The sequence below is a fragment of the Hoeflea sp. 108 genome (assembly GCF_000372965.1).
GTDB lineage: Bacteria > Pseudomonadota > Alphaproteobacteria > Rhizobiales > Rhizobiaceae > Aminobacter.
Genome location: NZ_KB890024.1, coordinates 115,494 through 132,258, shown reverse-complemented (window position 1 = coordinate 132,258; position 16,765 = coordinate 115,494). Strand labels below are relative to the sequence as shown.

Sequence of the window (16,765 nt, the reverse complement as noted above, 5' to 3'; positions counted from 1 at the left end):
CTCAGAACTGGTAGCGGCGCAGCCGCGTCTGGATGAGGAAGAGGTACAGGCACACGCCGGCGAGGATGATGAAGAACATCATCGAGGCGATGGTGGCGCCCATGTTCTTGTCGCCGATCTGCAGCTGGAAGCCGAAGAACGTGCGGTAGAGGAACGTGCCCAGGATATCGGTTGAGTAATTGGGCCCGGCAAGCGCGCCCTGCGCCGAATAGATCAGGTCGAAGGCGTTGAAGTTGCCGACGAAGGTGAGGATCGAGATGATGCCGATCGCGGGCAGGATCAGCGGCAGCTTGATCTTCCAGAACTGGGCCATACCGGTGATGCCGTCGCATTCGGCGGCCTCGATCACTTCTTCGGGGATCGACAGCATGGCGGCATAGATCAGCATCATCGGGATGCCGACGAACTGCCAGACCGAAATCAGGCTGAGCGCGGTAAGCGCATATTCTTCCTTGCCGAGCCACGGCACGAACAGGCTCTTGAGGCCGACGAGGTCGAGCACGTTTGGCGCGACGCCCCAGAGCGGGCTCAGGATCAGCTTCCAGGCGAAGCCGACGATGACGAAGGACAAAAGTGTCGGGATGAAGATCGCGGTACGGTAGAAGGCCGAGAACCGCAGCTTCGGGCTCGACAGCAGCGCCGCCAGCACGACACCGATGGGGTTCTGCACCAGCATGTGGATGATGAAGAACCAGGTGTTGTTGCCAAGCGCGTTCCAGAACGACGCCGACCAGCGCGGATCGCCGAACAGCGTGCGGAAATTGTCGAAGCCTGCGAACACCTGGGCATTGTCGATGTTGCGGAACAGCGACAATTGCAAGGTACCGAACAACGGCAGGATCATCACGGCGGTGTAGACCAGCAGAGCGGGCGCGAGGAAGACGGCGATGTGCCAACGCGTCGGTCTCTTGTCTTGGCTATGCTCTAGGCTTTGCTCCGACATCTCAAATTCCCTGGCCCGGCCCGACCGGGCCGTTGAAATTGTTTGCGAGGATGTGCCCCGGCGACGCTTCCGGCCCGTTTGGCCATGGAAGCAGTAGCGCATCTTCGGATGCGCTAATTCAAGTCCCAATTCGAATCCGCGGGTCCGAATTCGAAGAGGACGGGAGGGCGCCGGAGCGCCCTCCCAGCGAGCATCAAGCCCGCCGCATTACTTTGCCGGCTTGTACCAGCTGTCGAGGCCCTTCTGCAGCTCGGCAGCAGCGGCTTCCGGGGTCTCGGTGCCGTTGATGACGTTGGCCGACTTCACCCAGGTCTCGTTTTCGAGGTTCGGGGTGCCGCGCGACAGGATCTGGTAGGTCGAGCGGATGGTGGGCTTGCACTTCTCGCGCCAGGAGACGAATTCCTGTGCCAGCGGGTCTTCCATCTTCACGGCGGCCGAGTTCAGGCTGAAGAAGCCCGGCAGGGCGTTGGCGTAGATGGTCGCGAACTCGGGCGAAGCGATCCAGGACAGCAGCTTCTTGGCGGCTTCCGGATTCTTGCTCTTGGGGTTCAGGCCGACACCGATGTCGTTGTGGTCCGAGATGTAGCAGGTGTCGCCAGCCTTGCGGACCGGCGGCGGGAAGGCACCCATCTTGAACTGGGCCTGCGTGTTGAAGGTCGCGATCTCCCACGAGCCGGCCGGATAGATGGCGGCGCGGCCGAGCGTGAAGAGGTTCTGGCTGTCAGGATAGGTCTGGGCTTCGAAGCCGTCGCCGAGGTAAGGCTTCCACTTGGCCAGCGTCGCCAGCGGCTCGACCCAGTCCTTGTCGGTCAGCTTCTGCTCGCCCTTGATCAGAGCCAGGCGGCCTTCTTCACCCTTCCAGTAGTTCGGGCCGATGTTCTGGTAGCCCATGGTCGCGGCTTCCCAGAGGTCCTTCGTGCCCATGGCCATCGGGATATAGGTGCCGTCGGCCTTGATCTTGTCGAGAGCCGCGAAGAATTCTTCCTCGGTCGCCGGGACGGCGATGCCGAGCTTCTCGAAGGCGTCCTTGTTGTAGATGAAGCCGTGGATGACGGAGGCCATCGGCACGCAGAAGCTGGCCTTGCCATCGTCGGTCTGCCAGGCGGACTTCGCGACCGGCGAGAAGTTCTCCATGCCCGGCAGGCTGCTCAGGTCAGCGAGGTGACCCTTGTTGTAGAGTTCGAGCGAGGCGTCGAACGGACGGCAGGTGATCAGGTCACCAGCCGAGCCGGCGTCGAGCTTGGCATTGAGAGCAGCATTGTATTCGGTCGGAGCCGACGGCGCGAAGGTCACTTTGATGCCCGGATTGGCCTTCTCGAACACCGGGATCAGCTTCTCCTGCCAGATGGCAAGGTCGTCGTTGCGCCAGCTCTCGATGGTGAGCGCGGCATCCTGGGCGAGCGCAACCCCGGCAGAGCCGAGGATGCTGGACGCCATCAGCAGTCCAGTAAGCAGACGATGTTTCATTTCAGTTCTCCCTGTTAACCTTCCAAGGCTTCTACTGATGAGAGCCTCTGCTCCCCTCGAGCTTCGAAAGCGCGGATCTGAGCTTCAGCTCCGCCCCCTCCAGAAGTTGGCTTGCCTCCTCCAGGCTTGCGGCCCCCGCCGCCAGCAGGACCGCAATCTTGACCGAGCCACCACTCTTTTCGAGCAGCGCCTGCGCCTCGGATTCGCTGGAACCAGATATCGCCGAAACGATGCGGGCAGCGCGTTCATGCAGCTTGATGTTGTCGGCGTGCAGATTGACCATGTAGCCGTCATGGACATGGCCGAGGCGGATGGCCGCCAGCGTCGACATCATGTTGAGCGCGATCTTCTGAGCCGTGCCGGCACCCATGCGGGTCGAGCCGGCAACGACTTCCGGCGGCGTGGCAAGCAGCACCGACGTCTCGGCGATGTCGAACATCGGCGCGCCGGCATTGTTGGCAAAGGCAATGGTGGATGCGCCACGGCGCTTGGCTTCCTCGAGCGCGCCGATTGCATAGGGCGTCGAGCCACTGGCCGAAAGCGCGATGAGGCAGTCGCCGGCCGCAAGGCCGGTTGCGGCGACATCGCGGACAGCCTGTCCAGCATCGTCCTCGGGACCGCCGGCAAGATTGATCAGTGCCTCGCGGCCACCGGCAAGAAGGATGAAGACGCGTTCGCGCGGAATTCCAAAGGTACCGGGCAGTTCGAGTGCATCGGCAAGCGCCATCAGCCCGGAGCTGCCGGCAGCGGCGTAGACGAGGCGGCCTCCGGCTGCGAGACTGACTGCAATCTTGTCGGCGGCCTCGGCGATTTCGGGAATGGCTGCATGGACAGCGCCAGCAGCTTCGATCTGGGCATCGGCAAGCAGGCGCAGAATGGATTCAGGTGCCCGGGCGTCGATCCCCCCGGCATCTTTGTGCACCGCTTCTGTACGCCTTGGCGCCATTCTGTCTCTCCCTTTCATCGACAATACCAAAAAAATACCACTTGTCCAGCGGCGTTAACAAATTCCTTTGCTGCAGCGCGAGGCAACTCGAAAAATCTCTAAAATTCAACGCAATGAGCCGACGATGCCGCCTGCGGGAATTTAATGCTTGGCTATTGGTATTTTATTGGTATTATCAATCCCGAGGAGAAAACACCGTGGATCTTGTGCTCGGGATAGATGGTGGCGGCACCGGTTGCCGGGCGGCCGTGGCCACCCCTGCCGGCGACGTCTTGGGTCGCGGGCGCGGCGGCCCTGCGAACATCCGCACCGACCTTTCGGGTTCGCGCGAAAACATCGTCGAGGCGGCCCGCCTGGCCTTCGCCGACGCCGGTCTTGATCCGACCTTGTTCAATTCCGCCGATGCCGTGCTCGGCCTCGCCGGCGCCAATGTCGGCGACTACAAGCAGCGGCTTGAAGCCATTCTGCCCTTCCGCAACAGTGACGTTGAGAACGACTCGCTGATCTCGCTCGAAGGCGCGCTCGGCGACCACGACGGCGCCATTGCCGCACTCGGCACCGGCACGGTCTATCTCGGTCGCAGGGGAGACAAGTTCACGCCAGTCGGCGGCTGGGGCTTCCAGATCGGCGACCTCGGCAGCGGCGCACGCATCGGCCGCGACCTGCTGCAGGAGACGCTACTCGCATTTGACGGAATCCGCGAGGGCTCGCCACTGACCGAGATCGTGCTCGACCGCTTCGGCCGCAATCCCGGCGAGATGGTCGAATTCACGACAGATGCCAAGCCGGTCGACTATGGCAGCTTCGCGCCGATGGTCTTTGAGCACGCGGCCAAGGGCGACGTCGTGGCGAAACGCATCGCCGATCGCGCCGTCGCCGACGTCGAGGAGACGCTCGCCGTCTTCAACCTCGCCTCCAGCGAACGGCTGTGCCTGCTGGGCGGCCTATCGGTGCTTTATGCGCCGCTGCTTTCCGAGCGCTACCGCGCTATCATGCATCCGCCGCTGCAGGACGCACTCGGCGGCGCGGTGCAGATGGCGGTGAAGAAATTCGCCAAGGCGGGAGGCAGCCATGGATGACGCCGCCGAACGCATTTTCGCCGCTCTGCGCGACGTCAGCCAGTCCGGCGCGCCGCTCTATCTCCAGCTCAAGAAGAACATCGAGGAGGCGGTCAAGCGTGGCCTGATCGGTCCCGGCGACGCCTTGCCCTCAGAACGCGATATCGCCGCCCAGGCCGACATTTCGCGCGTCACGGTACGCAAGGCGGTACAAGATCTGGTCAAGTCGGGCGTGCTGGTGCAGCGCCATGGCTCCGGCACATTCGTTGCCCCGCGCATGGAGCGCGTCGAGCAGTCGCTTTCGCGCCTCACTTCGTTCACAGAAGACATGGCGCGGCGCGGCATGGCGGCACGCTCGCAATGGCTCGAGCGCGGCATCTACACCGCCTCGCCCGACGAGATGATGGTGCTCGGCCTCTCCGCCAGCGAACTTGTGTCGCGGCTCAGCCGCCTGCGCATCGCCGACGAAACACCGCTTGCCATCGAGCGCGCAACTATTTCGGCTTCGGTGCTGCCCGACCCTCACGAAGTGACATCTTCGCTCTATATGGCTCTTGGCAAGACCGGCCACCGCCCGGTCCGGGCCGTGCAGCGTATCTCCGCCGTCAATCTCGGAGAGCCCGAGGCCCAGCTGCTGGCGGTGCCCGTCGGCTCGGCCTGCCTGCAGATCGAGCGCATTTCATATCTCGCCACCGGCAAGGTGATCGAGTTCACCAAGTCGATCTATCGCGGCGACGCCTACGACTTCGTCGCCGAACTGAGATTGCCCGGCCCCGAAGGGCAAGAAGGAGAAAGTACTTGAACGCGACTACCCATATGCGGCGCGAAATCGCCGAAATCCCCGAAGCGACCGCCCGCCTGCTGGAAGGCTCGGCCAAGGAACTGGCAGAAACCGGCCTGCACTTGAAGCGTGCCCAGCCCCGTTTCGTCACGACGGTCGCCCGCGGCTCCTCCGACCACGCCGCCTCCTTCCTCAAATATGCCATCGAGCTCAACGCCGGCCTGCCGGTGGCCTCCATCGGCCCATCGATCTCATCGATCTATGGCGCCAGGCTGAAGCTCGCAGATTCCGCCTGCCTCGCCATCTCGCAGTCGGGCAAGAGCCCTGACATCGTTGCCATGGCGGAGGGCGCCCGCGCTGGCGGCGCACTGACGATCGCGCTGACCAACACCGCCGGCTCGCCGCTGGCCGAGGCGTCCGAACACGCCATCGATATCCGCGCCGGCGTCGAAAAGAGCGTCGCCGCAACCAAGACCTTCGTCAATTCGGCGGTCGCCGGCCTTGCCGTGCTCGCTCACTGGACCGGCGACGACAAGCTTCTGGCCGCGCTTTCGGCCCTGCCGGAGCATTTCGCCAAGGCTGTCGACTGCGACTGGATGGGCATCGCCGGCGAACTGACGGAAGGCAACTCGCTGTTCATCCTCGGCCGCGGTCCGTCCTTCGCGATCGCCAACGAGGCGGCGTTGAAGTTCAAGGAAACCTGTGCCATGCACGCCGAGTCCTACAGCGCGGCCGAGGTCATGCACGGCCCGCTGGCGCTGGTGCGCCCCGGCTTCCCGGTGCTGGCGCTGGCCGCTCGCGATGCGTCCGAGCCGTCGATCGCCCAGGCCGCCGACGGCCTCGCCGACCGCGGTGCCGCGATCCACATCACCTCGTCGCTGGCCAAGAAGGCCAAGGTGCTGGAGCACGTCGCCACCGGCCACCCGCTCACCGATCCGCTGATGCTGATCGCCTCATTCTACGGCTTCGTCGAGGCCTTTGCCCGCCATCGCGGCCTCAACCCCGACAGCCCGCCGAACCTCAGGAAAGTGACCGAAACCATATGAGCGAACGTCTTGCCATTGCTGCCGGGCGCATCTTCGACGGTGACGCCTGGCACGAGGATGCGGCGCTGCTGGTCGCCGACGGGCTGGTCGAGGGCATCGTAGCGCGCAGCGATGTTCCGGCTGGCGTGAAGGTCACCGAGGCGGGCGCCATGCTCGTCCCCGGCTTCATCGACCTGCAGGTGAATGGCGGCGGCGGGCTGATGCTCAACGACAAGCCCGACGTCGACACGCTGGAAATCGTCTGCAAGGCGCAGATGGCCTTCGGCACGACGGCGGTGCTGCCGACGCTGATCACCGACACCCCCGAGATCACGCGCTCGACCATTGCCGCCGGCATCGAAGCCGCCAGGCGCAAGGTGCCCGGTTTCCTCGGCCTGCATCTCGAGGGGCCGCATCTGTCGCTCGCCCGCAAGGGCGCACACGATCCCAAGCTGATCCGCCCGATGGACACCGACGACGAGGCCATGCTGGTCGCTGCGCGTCCGTCGATGCCGGTGCTCTTGACCACCATCGCGCCGGAATCGGTCAAGGCCGAGCAGGTCAAGACGCTGGCGGATGCTGGCATCGTCGTCAGCCTCGGCCACACCGACACCAGCTATCGCACGGCAACGGAGTATGCCGAGGCCGGCGCCACCATGGCGACACACCTGTTCAACGCCATGAGTCAAATAGGCAACCGCGAGCCCGGCCTCGTCGGGGCGGCCGTCGAAACCGGAACCATGTGGGCCGGCCTGATCGCCGACGGCATCCATGTCGACCCAGCGGCGATGCAGATCGCGCTCAAGGCCAAGAACGGCCCGGCGCGCATCTTCCTCGTCAGCGACGCCATGGCGACCATCGGCACCGACCTCAAGTCGTTCCAGCTCAACGGCCGTACCATCAAGCGCGAAAACGGCCGCCTGACGCTGGAAGACGGCACGCTCGCCGGTGCCGACCTCGACATGATCTCGGCCGTTCGCTTCATGCACGAAAAGATGGGCTTCAGCCTCGACGAAACCATCCGCATGGCCTCGCTCTATCCGGCTGAAGCCGTCAAGCAGGAGCACCGCCTCGGGCGGCTGGCCAAGGGGTTCGCGGCGAATGCCGTGCAGCTCACCGGCGCACTCGACGTGTCCGGCACCTGGATCGACGGTCGGAAGGTGTTTTCGGCCTAGTCCGAGCGGGATAGGTCTACACCGGGTGGGAAAGCCCCTCACTGTCACGGCTTGCGTGACGATGAGGGGGCGTCCCCCCAAGCTCTGCGTGTCAGACCGCAGCTTTGTCGGCCGCAGCCCGGATCGCCTCGATGTTCGCGGCATAAGCCGACGGCCCGCCCTTGAACACGGCATTGCCGGCAACAAGCACGTTCGCGCCGGCGGCGGTGACCAAGGGCGCGGTCTCGGGCGTGACGCCGCCATCGATCTCGATGTCGATCGGGCGGCTGCCGATCATCGCCTTGACGCGCCTGACCTTGTCGATGACAGCAGGAATGAACGCCTGGCCGCCGAAGCCGGGGTTGACGGTCATCAGCAGCACCAGGTCAAGACGGTCGAGCACGTATTCGATGACCGATTCCGGCGTCGACGGGTTGAGCGATACGCCGGCCTTCTTGCCGAGATTGCGGATGGTCTGCAGCGAGCGGTCGAGATGCGGACCGGCCTCGGCATGCACGGTGATGATATCGCAACCGGCATCGGCGAAGGCCGCCAGATACGGATCCGCAGGGGTGATCATCAGGTGGCAGTCGAACACCTTGTCGGTGCGGCCGCGGATCGCCTTGATGACGGGCGGGCCGAAGGTGATGTTGGGGACGAAATGGCCATCCATGACGTCGAGATGGATCCAGTCGGCGCCGGCGGCGACGATGGCCTCGACCTCGTCACCGAGCTTGGAGAAATCGGACGACAGCACCGAGGGCGCAATCAGGGTTTTGTTGCTCACGTTCAGGCCTTTCCGGAAGGGCGCTATATCAGCGACTGCCTAATATCAGCCGCAGCCCTTGTCGAGCCGAGAATCCCGGCACATCGCCGCAGCGGAGAACCTTGTAACGCCTGCCAGATCGATTTGCGCTGCTCGGGCTACGGATTGTTAGTGCCCGGCCCGCTCGCGCCGCCGCGGCCACCCCCTTGGCGTCCGGGGGAGTCAGGCCGGTCGCTGTCGTTGGAGGGTGTATGCAGCGTACGGGGTACGGGCCGGCAGTTGGGGAACTGCCCCACCATGCCGCTCGGACAGCCCTCGACGATCATGCATTGTCCGTTGACGAAGATCTCGCCGGCGATGCAGCCGCCATTGGTGCTGTCGGGCACGCAGCGGCCATTGGTCGACGTCGTGCCGGCCGGACAGCTGCGCGGCGGCTTGCGACACGCGCCGCTGACCGCCTGGGTGCCACGCGGGCAGGCGCAGCGGCCATCGGCGTTGCGGACCTGGCCCGAGACCCTGCATGCGGGCTGCTTGGCCGGCGCGCACTTGCCGTCCACGAGCGACGTTCCCTTCCGACAGATGCAGCGGCCCTCCTTGCGGATCTGGCCCGGCAGCAGCTTGCACTGGCCGCCACCGTCCTTCGGAATCTCGATGGTGAAACGGTGGCAAGCAAAGGGCCCGCCTCCGCCGGGACCGCCAGGGGCCGCAGCGCCTCCGGCGAGGCCGGCAACCGTCGTATCGGGCGGCACGGCAGCAAAGCAGTTCTGGGCGGAGATGGGCGACACCGCCCCGCCCAACGCAGCGGCGGCGATGACGACCGTCATCTTGTGCGTACTGCTACCACCGCCGCCAAGCCCACCTCCACCGGTGCAGGACAGCGGCAGCCTGGCATCCAGCGGCTTGCAATCCAGCGGCGGATCAATGGAAGTGATGGACACATCCTTCAATCGACCGATGCCGTCGGCGGCGATGGCGTCGCCGAAACGGACAGGGCCTTCGAGCGGAGCCGAGGCGGGATTGGTTATCTTGATCACGAAGCTGCAGGGCTTGCCGATCTGGCAGATGGCATCGCCGGTCAGTTCGACCTGCAGGGCGGCCGAAGGCTTGCCGACCGCCTCGGCAAGCGCGCCGGCAATCGGAGCGGTTGCCACGGCGACCCCGGTTGCGGCCGTCGGGGCCTGCGCGCTCGCGGGCCCCTCGCAGGGATGCCAGACCGCGACGTCGCCGACCTTTGCCGAAGTGGCGCCCAGGCGAACGAAGCGGGAGTTGGCAGAGGCCCCGCCTTTGGCCGGCTCCATCAACACGACACCAGCTCCACCTGAGGCCGTCTCCTCACCTGTTGCCGCAATGGAGCCGAAACAGGAAGCGCGGTCGAAACGTCCCTGCGGGTCATAGCCATATTGCAGGGCAACGCCGCCCGCCGCCGGGCCGGCAGCGCTTGCCACCGGAACAGGGACCCAAGCACCGCTACCATCGCGGCTGTAGCGCAGCACCTCCGCCTTGCCGGCCGCAGCATTGCCGGCCTTGCCACGCTGGGCGAGATACATGTCGCCCTTGTCGTCGAAGGCAATGTCGGTGACCGGCAGGTCGCTGTCCGCCTTGACGACGAACTCGCGGCGTGCGTCTTCAGCGAGCTTGCCGCCGTCGCCGATGCCGACCGACCAGATCTCCGCCTTGTCACCGACTGCATAGAAGAGCCGCCCGCCATTCAAGGCGACGCCCCAGACGCGGCGCTCGGCTTGCGTGTAGGCCCAAGTCGCCGGGTCGTCGCTGTCGAATGCCGGAGAAGAAATCTCCATCCGCTTGCCGTCATCCTTGACCGGGGTCAGCCCGGCTTTTGGACGGGCGACAGCACCATGGTCGAAGCTCTCGACCAGGGCACCGGACATGTCGATGCGATGGATCTGGCCGGTGTCGAGATCGGAAGCGAAGAATTGCCGATGCGCCGGGTCGAAGGCGATGTTGCCGATCGCAGGCCCGCTATTGGTGCCGATGTCGGCGAATTTCGAAACCGCGCCGGTCAACCCGTCGATGCGCCAGATGGTGCCGGGCCCGCCGCCACCCTCTTCGCCGAACTGGCCGGACATGAAGGCAGCGCCGGGCGCACCGCGCTGCTGCGGTTGAGGTTGGCCCTTGGCGTCCCTGCCGACAATGCGGACACCGTAGAGCGAGGTCGCCGCCACGTAGAGATCGGGCATGCCGGAAGGATTTCCATCGCGCAGGCCATCGTCGAAGGCGAGCCCGAACACCTGGCCCACCTGGCCGGCAACGACCTCGAACGGCTTGCCGCCATCGGCCACCTGGTCGCCCCCTGGACCACCGAGCGAAGACAAATCGAAAACGCGCAGGCTTGCGCCGCTGGGATCGATGAACTTGCTCGCCGCGTGCTCGGCTGAAGCCCCTGCACCTGAAAAGCCAGTAACGGCGGTAGCGCCGGGGTGAAAAATCTGTCTGTCCTGGGCCGAAACCGGCGCGACGCTGCCAAGGACGGCGAACAGGGCCAGTGTCGCCGGGAAAACGGCAAAGCCACGGCGCAACAGGGCCACGGCGCCGGCCAGATGCGCGAGCATGGCTCCGTCACGACACCGCAACATGGCACCTCTCCCGAAACCCATGGCTAGAAAGCCCGCGACGCCGACTGCCGCCAGGAGCCAAGAAGCGAAACTCTCCTACCTTGGCAGTCTTGCGATTGCCCCTTGCGGCGACGATATGTCGGCGCTCCCACCGGGTCAACGCGACCACGCCCGCACCGGGCTGGTGCGCCTCGCATCGGCGTTGCCGGGCGCCCTGCTCCGCACCTTGGTCTGTTCCCATGTCCTGCATTCCGTTGCCGACGCCGCATGCGTCCCGTCCTGTGTGTCTTGGAGCCATAAAAAGGTTCACGACGCGCAGGCATTTTCCGACCTCATTTTGATGTGCTTGGCGAGGCCTCAAACCCTTGCAAAATGGCGATTGAAATCGATTACATAATCTGCCTATCATGTCTGGCAGCAGTTTTTGCATCGGGAGGAATACATGAGGAAATTTGCAACGTTGGCGTTGACCACGGTGGCAGCGCTCGCCGTTTCGGCGTTTTCGACCCAGGCCGAGACCTTCAAGATCGGCCTCAGCAATGGCTGGGTCGGCTCCGAATGGCGCACCCAGATGATCGAGCAGGCCCAGGCCGCCGCGGCCGCCTGGAAGGAAAAAGGCGTCGACGTCGAAGTCGTGGTGCAGAGCGCCAATGTCGACGTGCCCGGCCAGATCGCGCATGTCCGCAACTTCATCTCCGAGGGCGTCAACGCCATCATCATCAACCCCAACAGCCCGACGGCGTTCGACCCGGTCTTCGCCCAGGCCAAGGAAGCCGGCATCCTCGTCATCGCCACCGACGCCGAAGTGTCGTCGCCCGACGCCACCTATGTCGGCATCGACCAGAAGGCATGGGGTGCCGCAGGCGCCAAGTGGCTGGCCGAGACGCTCGGCGGCAAGGGCAACGTGGTTGCGATCAACGGCGTCGCCGGCCACCCGGCCAACGAGATGCGCGTCGCCGGCTACAAGGAAGTGTTCGGCCAGTATCCTGACATCAAGATCGTCAACGAAGTGAACGCCAACTGGGATCAGGCGCAGGGCCAGCAGGCCATGCAGAACCTGCTTGCCACCAACCCGGACATCAACGGCGTCTGGGTGCAGGACGGCATGGCAGCGGGCGCCTGGAAGTCGATCATCGACGCCAAGAAGCAGTCGTCGATCGCCGCAACCGGTGAAATCCGCAAGGACTTCATCGACATCTGGGTCAAGGACAAGCTGAACTCGGGCGCTTCGGTGAACCCTCCCGGCGTCATGGCCTCGGCACTCAACGTCGCCGTGCTGATGCTGCAGAAGAAGGAACTGAAGGAGCCGGCAACGGCGGGCCAGTACAAGAACGCCATGTACCTGCCGATCCCCTTCATCGACAACAAGAATGTCGAGCAGGTCGCCAAGGACCTCGAAGGCAAGCCGGGCTACTTCTCCTACACCAGCCAGCTTTCGATCGAAGACGCCGAGAAGCTCTTCAAGTAAGCTTCCTCCCAAGCCGGGGGCGCCAGCACAAGCTGCGGCGCCCCCGGACCGACGTATCCTAGGGAAGCCACCACCATGTCCAAAATCGAGCTCCGCGGCGTAAGCAAGGCTTACGGCGCCACCTTGGCCTTGCGCCGCGGCGACCTGTCGATCGATGCCGGCGAAGTGCATGTGCTCATCGGCTCCAACGGGTCGGGCAAAAGCACGCTGTGCAAGATCCTGGCCGGCAGCGTCCGCCCCGACGGCGGCGAGATCCTGATCGACGGCAAGCCGGTGAGCATCACCGGCCCACGCTCGGCGCGCGACCATGGCATCGGTATCTTCTACCAGGAGCTCAGCCTCGCCGGGCACCGCACGGTGGCCGAAAACATCTGCCTGCCCGACCTTCCGGCCACCCGCGCCGGCTTCGTCGACCGCGCAGCCTTGGACAAGCGCGCAGCCCATTACATCGCCCTGTTCGATACGGTCGCCGGCGAAGGCTTCGCCGCGGAGACGACGGTCGAGAACCTGCGTGCCGACCAGCGCCAGCTGGTCGAGATCATGAAGGCGCTGGCGACCGAAGCGCCCGTCATCATTTTCGACGAGCCGACCTCGGCGCTCGACCGGGCCCAGGTCGACCGCTTCTTCGACATCCTGCGCGACCTGAAGGCCCAGGGCCGCAGCATCGTCTTCATCTCGCACCGCATGGACGAAATCTTCGCCATCGGCGACCGCGTCACGGTCATCCGCGACGGTGAGACCGTCGGCACCGAAAAGATATCCGAGACCAATCCATCGGCGGTGATCCGCATGATGGTCGGCGGCCAGGACGAACTCGCCGCCGGCAATTCAGCGCCGCCCGCGTTGGCGACCATCGCCCGCGTGCCAGCACTGACGATCAAGGGACTGTCGGGCAAGGGCTTTGCCAATGTCGGCTTCGAGGTCGCCAAGGGCGAAATCCTCGGCTTCGGCGGCCTACATGGCCAGGGTCAATCGTCGGTGCTGCGCGCCATCTTCGGCGTCAATCCGATTGCGGCTGGCGAAATCGTGCTCGACGGCAAGCCCTTTGCCGCGGGCAGCCCACGCGAGGCGATCCGGCGCGGCTGCGCCTATGTCTCGGGCGACCGTGGTCGCGACGGCGTCATCTCGGGACGGCCGATCCTCGAGAACGTCACGCCGATCCACTACCTCCGCCAGAAACTGAAGCTCGCGCGCCCGTCGGTGCTGGCCGAGCGGGTGAAGCCGGCGCTTGAGGCGCTGCACACCAAGTTCGGCGGGCTGTCGCACCCGATCAATTCGCTGTCAGGCGGCAACCAGCAGAAGATCGTCATCGCACGCTGGCTGATCGACCGGCCCGAGGTGTTGTTGCTCGACGATCCGACCAAGGGTATCGACCTGTCGGCCAAGGCCGATCTGTTTGCGCTGATCCGCAAGCTCGCCGCCGAGGGCATGGGTATCGTGCTCTACTCGTCGGAGGACGCCGAACTGCTCAACAATGCCGACCGTATCCTCGTCTTCAACGGCGGCTCGGTACGGCGCGAACTCACCGGCGCGGACCGAACGCGCTACAATCTCTACCAGGCAGCATACGAGGCCGCGTGATGTCGACCGCGACCCTTCCTTCCCCCCGACCGGGCACGCTGAAGCGCCTTGTCGAGCGTTATCCGTTTCTGCCAGCACTTGTCATCGCGTTCGTGCTTCTGGCGCTCAACGGCCTCTACCAGCCACGCAGCGTGAGCTTCACCGGCATCACCGGCCTGACCAAGACCTATCTGGCGCTGATGATGCTGGCCATCGCCCAGACCTATGTCGTCTATGCGGGCGACATCGACCTCTCGGCCGGCGCCATCGTCTCGTTGGTCAACGTCGTCATCGTGGTGATGATGGAAAAGATGGGGGGCACCGGCTTCTCGGTCGCCGCGGCCCTCGTCGTCGGGCTGCTGACGGGGCTTGCATGCGGCATCGTCAACGGCATCGTGGTGGCGGCGCTCAGGCTGCAGGCCATCGTCGCCACCTTCGCCACCAGTATCTTCTTCACAGGGCTCGCGCTCTACGTCATGCCGGTGGCCGGAACGCCGGCGCCCGCCACGTTCTGGCGCACCTATGGCGGCCGCTTCTTCGACATCCCCTTCGTCTACTTCGCCGTCGTGTTGCTGGCCATCGTACTCTATGTGCTCGCCCGCACCCGCCTCGCCACCCAGCTTCTCGCCGTCGGCGACGATGCGCAGGCTGCGTTCCAGAGTGGCCTGCCGGTGACGAAAATCCGCATACAGGGTTACGCACTGTGCGGCCTGTTCGCAGCCCTCGCCGCCTTCTGCATCACCGGCGACACCGCCAGCGGCGACCCGCTCGTCGGCGGCAAGATGACCCTGTTCTCGGTGGCAGCCGTGGTGCTCGGCGGCAGCGCGCTGTCGGGCGGCTTCGGTACCGTCGTCGGCTCGATCATCGGCGCACTCATCATCGGCCTCATCAACTCGCTCGTCTTCTTCGTCGGCACGCCATCGGAATGGCAGAACCTGGTCCAGGGCCTCGCCATCCTGGTGGCGCTGATGGCGGGCGTCCTCGTCGGACGGAGGGCACGCGCATGACTGCCACCACGCAGACTGCCGCAGCCCCCGCCCCCTCGCCGGTGCTCGCCTTCCTCAAGCGGCCGCTGGTCGTGGCGCTGATCCTGATCGCCACCCTTTTGATCCTCGGCGAAATCCTGTCGCCCGGCTTCGCCTCGGCCCAGCAGATCCTGCGCCTGCTGATCGTTGCTGCCCTGCTTGGCATCGTCGCCGCCGGCCAGAACCTGGTCATCCTTGGCGGCCGCGAAGGCATCGACCTGTCGGTCGGCGGCGTCATCTCGCTCTCGGCCATCATCGCCGGCAACGTCATGAACGGCGCAGACAGCGCCATCCTGCCGGCGGTGCTGGCCTGCATGGCGGCCGGCGCCTTCATCGGCCTGATCAACGGAATGGGTGTCACGCTGCTGCGAATCCCGCCGCTGGTGATGACCTTGGGCATGCTCGGCGTTCTGCAGGGCCTTCTGGTCGTGGTCCGCAACGGCATCCCGTCGGGCTTCGCCGCACCCGGCCTGTCGCGTTTCGTCACGCAACCGTTCCTGCTCGGCCTGCCCGGCATCATCTGGCTGTGGGTGGCGATCGGGCTCTTGATGGCCTTCATGCTCACCCGCACCGTCTACGGCCACCGTATCTATGCCATCGGTTCCAACGAGCAGGCCGCCTACATGGCCGGCGTGCCGGTCAAGGCGATGCGCATTTCGCTGTTTATGCTGTCGGGCGTGTTCGCCGCCATCACCGGCATCTGCCTTCTCGGCTATTCCGGCTCGTCCTTTGCCAATGTCGGCGAGCAATACATGCTGGCCTCCATCATCGCCGTCGTCTTCGGCGGCACGCCGCTGTCGGGCGGCAAGGGCGGCTACACCGGCACCATGGCGGGCGCGCTCTTGCTGGTCATCCTGCAAGGCATTCTGACCACAGTTCATATCGACGAATCCGGCCGGCAGATGGTGTTCGGCGCCACGCTTCTGCTTTTGATGCTGTTCTACGGACGCGGAAGGGCGATGCGCGGATGAACGACCGTCCCAAGATCAAGGACATCGCCGAGCGGCTCGGCGTTTCGGCCGCCACCGTGTCGCGCGCGCTGTCCGACAGCGGGCTCGTCGCCGAGCCGACGCTCAGCCGCATTCGCGAAGTGGCGCGCGAGATGAACTACCGGCCCAATGTCAGCGCCCGCAACCTGCGCACCCAGCGCGCCATGGCGGTGCTGATGGTGGTCCGCGACGTCGGCAACCCATTCTATCTCGAGATTCTCAAGGGTGTCGAAGCCACCGCCCGCGCCGCCGGCTACTCGGTGCTGATGGGCAATACCGAAAACGACTCCGACCGCGAGGTCGAGTATTTCGACATGCTGCGCGACGGCCATGCCGACGGCATGATCCTGATGACCGGCAAGCTGCCCGAGCGTGAGGGCTTCCTCGCCTCGGTCGCAGGCGGTGCGCCCATCGTGGTGGCGCTTGAGGAAATCCGCGACGCCGGCTTCCCGCATGTCATGATCGACAACGAGGCCGCCGCCCGCAACGCCATCGATCACCTGATCGGCCTCGGCCATGTCAGGATCGCCCATGTCTCCGGCCCGGTGCCCGAAATCATGAGCATCGAGCGCCGCGAGGGCTACCGCAAGGCGATGGCCGCTGCCGGCCTGCCCATTCCCGATGGCTACGAGCAGCGCGGCGACTACCTGCTGCACACCGGCCAGCATCTGTGCCGTGCCCTGTTCGAGCTGCCGGAGCCGCCGACGGCGATCTTCGTCGCCAACGACGAAATGGCCTTCGGCGTCATCCATGAGCTGCGCCGCCTCGGCGTCGACGTGCCCGGCGAAGTGTCCGTCGTCGGCTTCGACGACCTGTTCCTAAGCGAAGCCTTCTATCCGCCGCTGACCACCGTCAGCCAGCCGCGTACCGACATCGGCCGCGCCGCCATGACCATGCTGCTCGACCTGATGGCGGGCGGGCTTTCGCCGCGGAAGCCGGTGATGCTGCCGACCACGCTCAAGGTCCGTGGCACCACGGCGGCGGCACCGAAATAACTTTCCAAGACTTCA

General features: G+C 65.2%; 14 protein-coding genes. 9 read left to right on the top strand and 5 right to left on the bottom strand.

What is annotated here, in order from left to right:
• Nucleotide 1 precedes the first annotated feature (1 nt).
• From B015_RS0100580 to B015_RS0100570, 3 genes are all read right to left on the bottom strand, one after another.
• The gene (locus tag B015_RS0100580; RefSeq protein ID WP_018425696.1) at nt 2-943 is read right to left on the bottom strand and encodes a sugar ABC transporter permease; all 942 of its coding nucleotides are present in this window, start codon (nt 941-943) and stop codon (nt 2-4) included.
• 207 nt (nt 944-1,150) lie between these two features.
• Nucleotides 1,151-2,410, bottom strand: a complete 1,260-nt coding sequence (locus B015_RS0100575; protein ID WP_026226740.1) for an ABC transporter substrate-binding protein — start codon at nt 2,408-2,410, stop codon at nt 1,151-1,153.
• 31 nt (nt 2,411-2,441) lie between these two features.
• On the bottom strand, nt 2,442-3,356 hold the full coding sequence (locus tag B015_RS0100570; RefSeq protein ID WP_018425694.1) for an N-acetylmuramic acid 6-phosphate etherase: 915 nt from the start codon (nt 3,354-3,356) through the stop codon (nt 2,442-2,444).
• 197 nt (nt 3,357-3,553) lie between these two features.
• Here B015_RS0100570 and B015_RS0100565 point away from each other — a divergent pair, with 197 nt between their 5' ends.
• Genes B015_RS0100565 through nagA form a run of 4 tightly spaced genes read left to right on the top strand, consistent with a single transcriptional unit; the run spans nt 3,554 to nt 7,395 of the window.
• Nucleotides 3,554-4,435 (top strand): N-acetylglucosamine kinase, encoded by an 882-nt coding sequence (locus B015_RS0100565; RefSeq protein ID WP_018425693.1) that lies wholly within the window; start codon nt 3,554-3,556, stop codon nt 4,433-4,435.
• Complete coding sequence (locus B015_RS0100560; RefSeq protein ID WP_018425692.1) at nt 4,428-5,216, top strand: GntR family transcriptional regulator; 789 nt, start codon at nt 4,428-4,430, stop codon at nt 5,214-5,216. The genes B015_RS0100565 and B015_RS0100560 overlap by 8 nt, the downstream gene beginning before the upstream one ends.
• 14 nt (nt 5,217-5,230) lie before the next feature.
• A complete protein-coding gene (locus B015_RS0100555) occupies nt 5,231-6,241 on the top strand; it encodes an SIS domain-containing protein (protein WP_018425691.1) in 1,011 nt (336 codons plus the stop codon).
• Nucleotides 6,238-7,395: an N-acetylglucosamine-6-phosphate deacetylase gene (gene nagA, locus B015_RS0100550; protein ID WP_018425690.1), complete on the top strand. Its 1,158-nt coding sequence runs from the start codon at nt 6,238-6,240 to the stop codon at nt 7,393-7,395. The genes B015_RS0100555 and nagA overlap by 4 nt, the downstream gene beginning before the upstream one ends.
• Before the next feature lie 91 nt (nt 7,396-7,486).
• On the opposite strand, the gene rpe is transcribed toward nagA, so the two are convergent.
• A complete protein-coding gene (gene rpe, locus B015_RS0100545; protein ID WP_018425689.1) occupies nt 7,487-8,161 on the bottom strand; it encodes a ribulose-phosphate 3-epimerase in 675 nt (224 codons plus the stop codon).
• 137 nt (nt 8,162-8,298) lie between these two features.
• Nucleotides 8,299-10,734 (bottom strand): EB domain-containing protein, encoded by a 2,436-nt coding sequence (locus B015_RS32065; RefSeq protein ID WP_157632652.1) that lies wholly within the window; start codon nt 10,732-10,734, stop codon nt 8,299-8,301.
• 421 nt (nt 10,735-11,155) lie between these two features.
• On the opposite strand from B015_RS32065, the gene B015_RS0100535 reads away from it, so the two are divergent.
• The 5 genes from B015_RS0100535 (at nt 11,156) to B015_RS0100515 (ending at nt 16,750) form a co-directional block, all read left to right on the top strand.
• Nucleotides 11,156-12,181 (top strand): ABC transporter substrate-binding protein, encoded by a 1,026-nt coding sequence (locus tag B015_RS0100535; RefSeq protein WP_026226739.1) that lies wholly within the window; start codon nt 11,156-11,158, stop codon nt 12,179-12,181.
• Nucleotides 12,182-12,256: 75 nt separating this feature from the next.
• Nucleotides 12,257-13,762 carry a sugar ABC transporter ATP-binding protein gene (locus B015_RS0100530; protein WP_018425686.1) on the top strand — a complete coding sequence of 502 codons (1,506 nt, stop codon included), beginning with the start codon at nt 12,257-12,259 and terminating at the stop codon, nt 13,760-13,762.
• On the top strand, nt 13,759-14,748 hold the full coding sequence (locus B015_RS0100525) for an ABC transporter permease (protein WP_157632651.1): 990 nt from the start codon (nt 13,759-13,761) through the stop codon (nt 14,746-14,748). Before B015_RS0100530 ends, B015_RS0100525 begins: the two co-directional genes overlap by 4 nt.
• On the top strand, nt 14,745-15,737 hold the full coding sequence (locus B015_RS0100520; protein ID WP_018425684.1) for an ABC transporter permease: 993 nt from the start codon (nt 14,745-14,747) through the stop codon (nt 15,735-15,737). The genes B015_RS0100525 and B015_RS0100520 overlap by 4 nt, the downstream gene beginning before the upstream one ends.
• On the top strand, nt 15,734-16,750 hold the full coding sequence (locus B015_RS0100515; RefSeq protein WP_018425683.1) for a LacI family DNA-binding transcriptional regulator: 1,017 nt from the start codon (nt 15,734-15,736) through the stop codon (nt 16,748-16,750). Before B015_RS0100520 ends, B015_RS0100515 begins: the two co-directional genes overlap by 4 nt.
• The last annotated feature ends 15 nt before the right edge of the window (nt 16,751-16,765 follow it).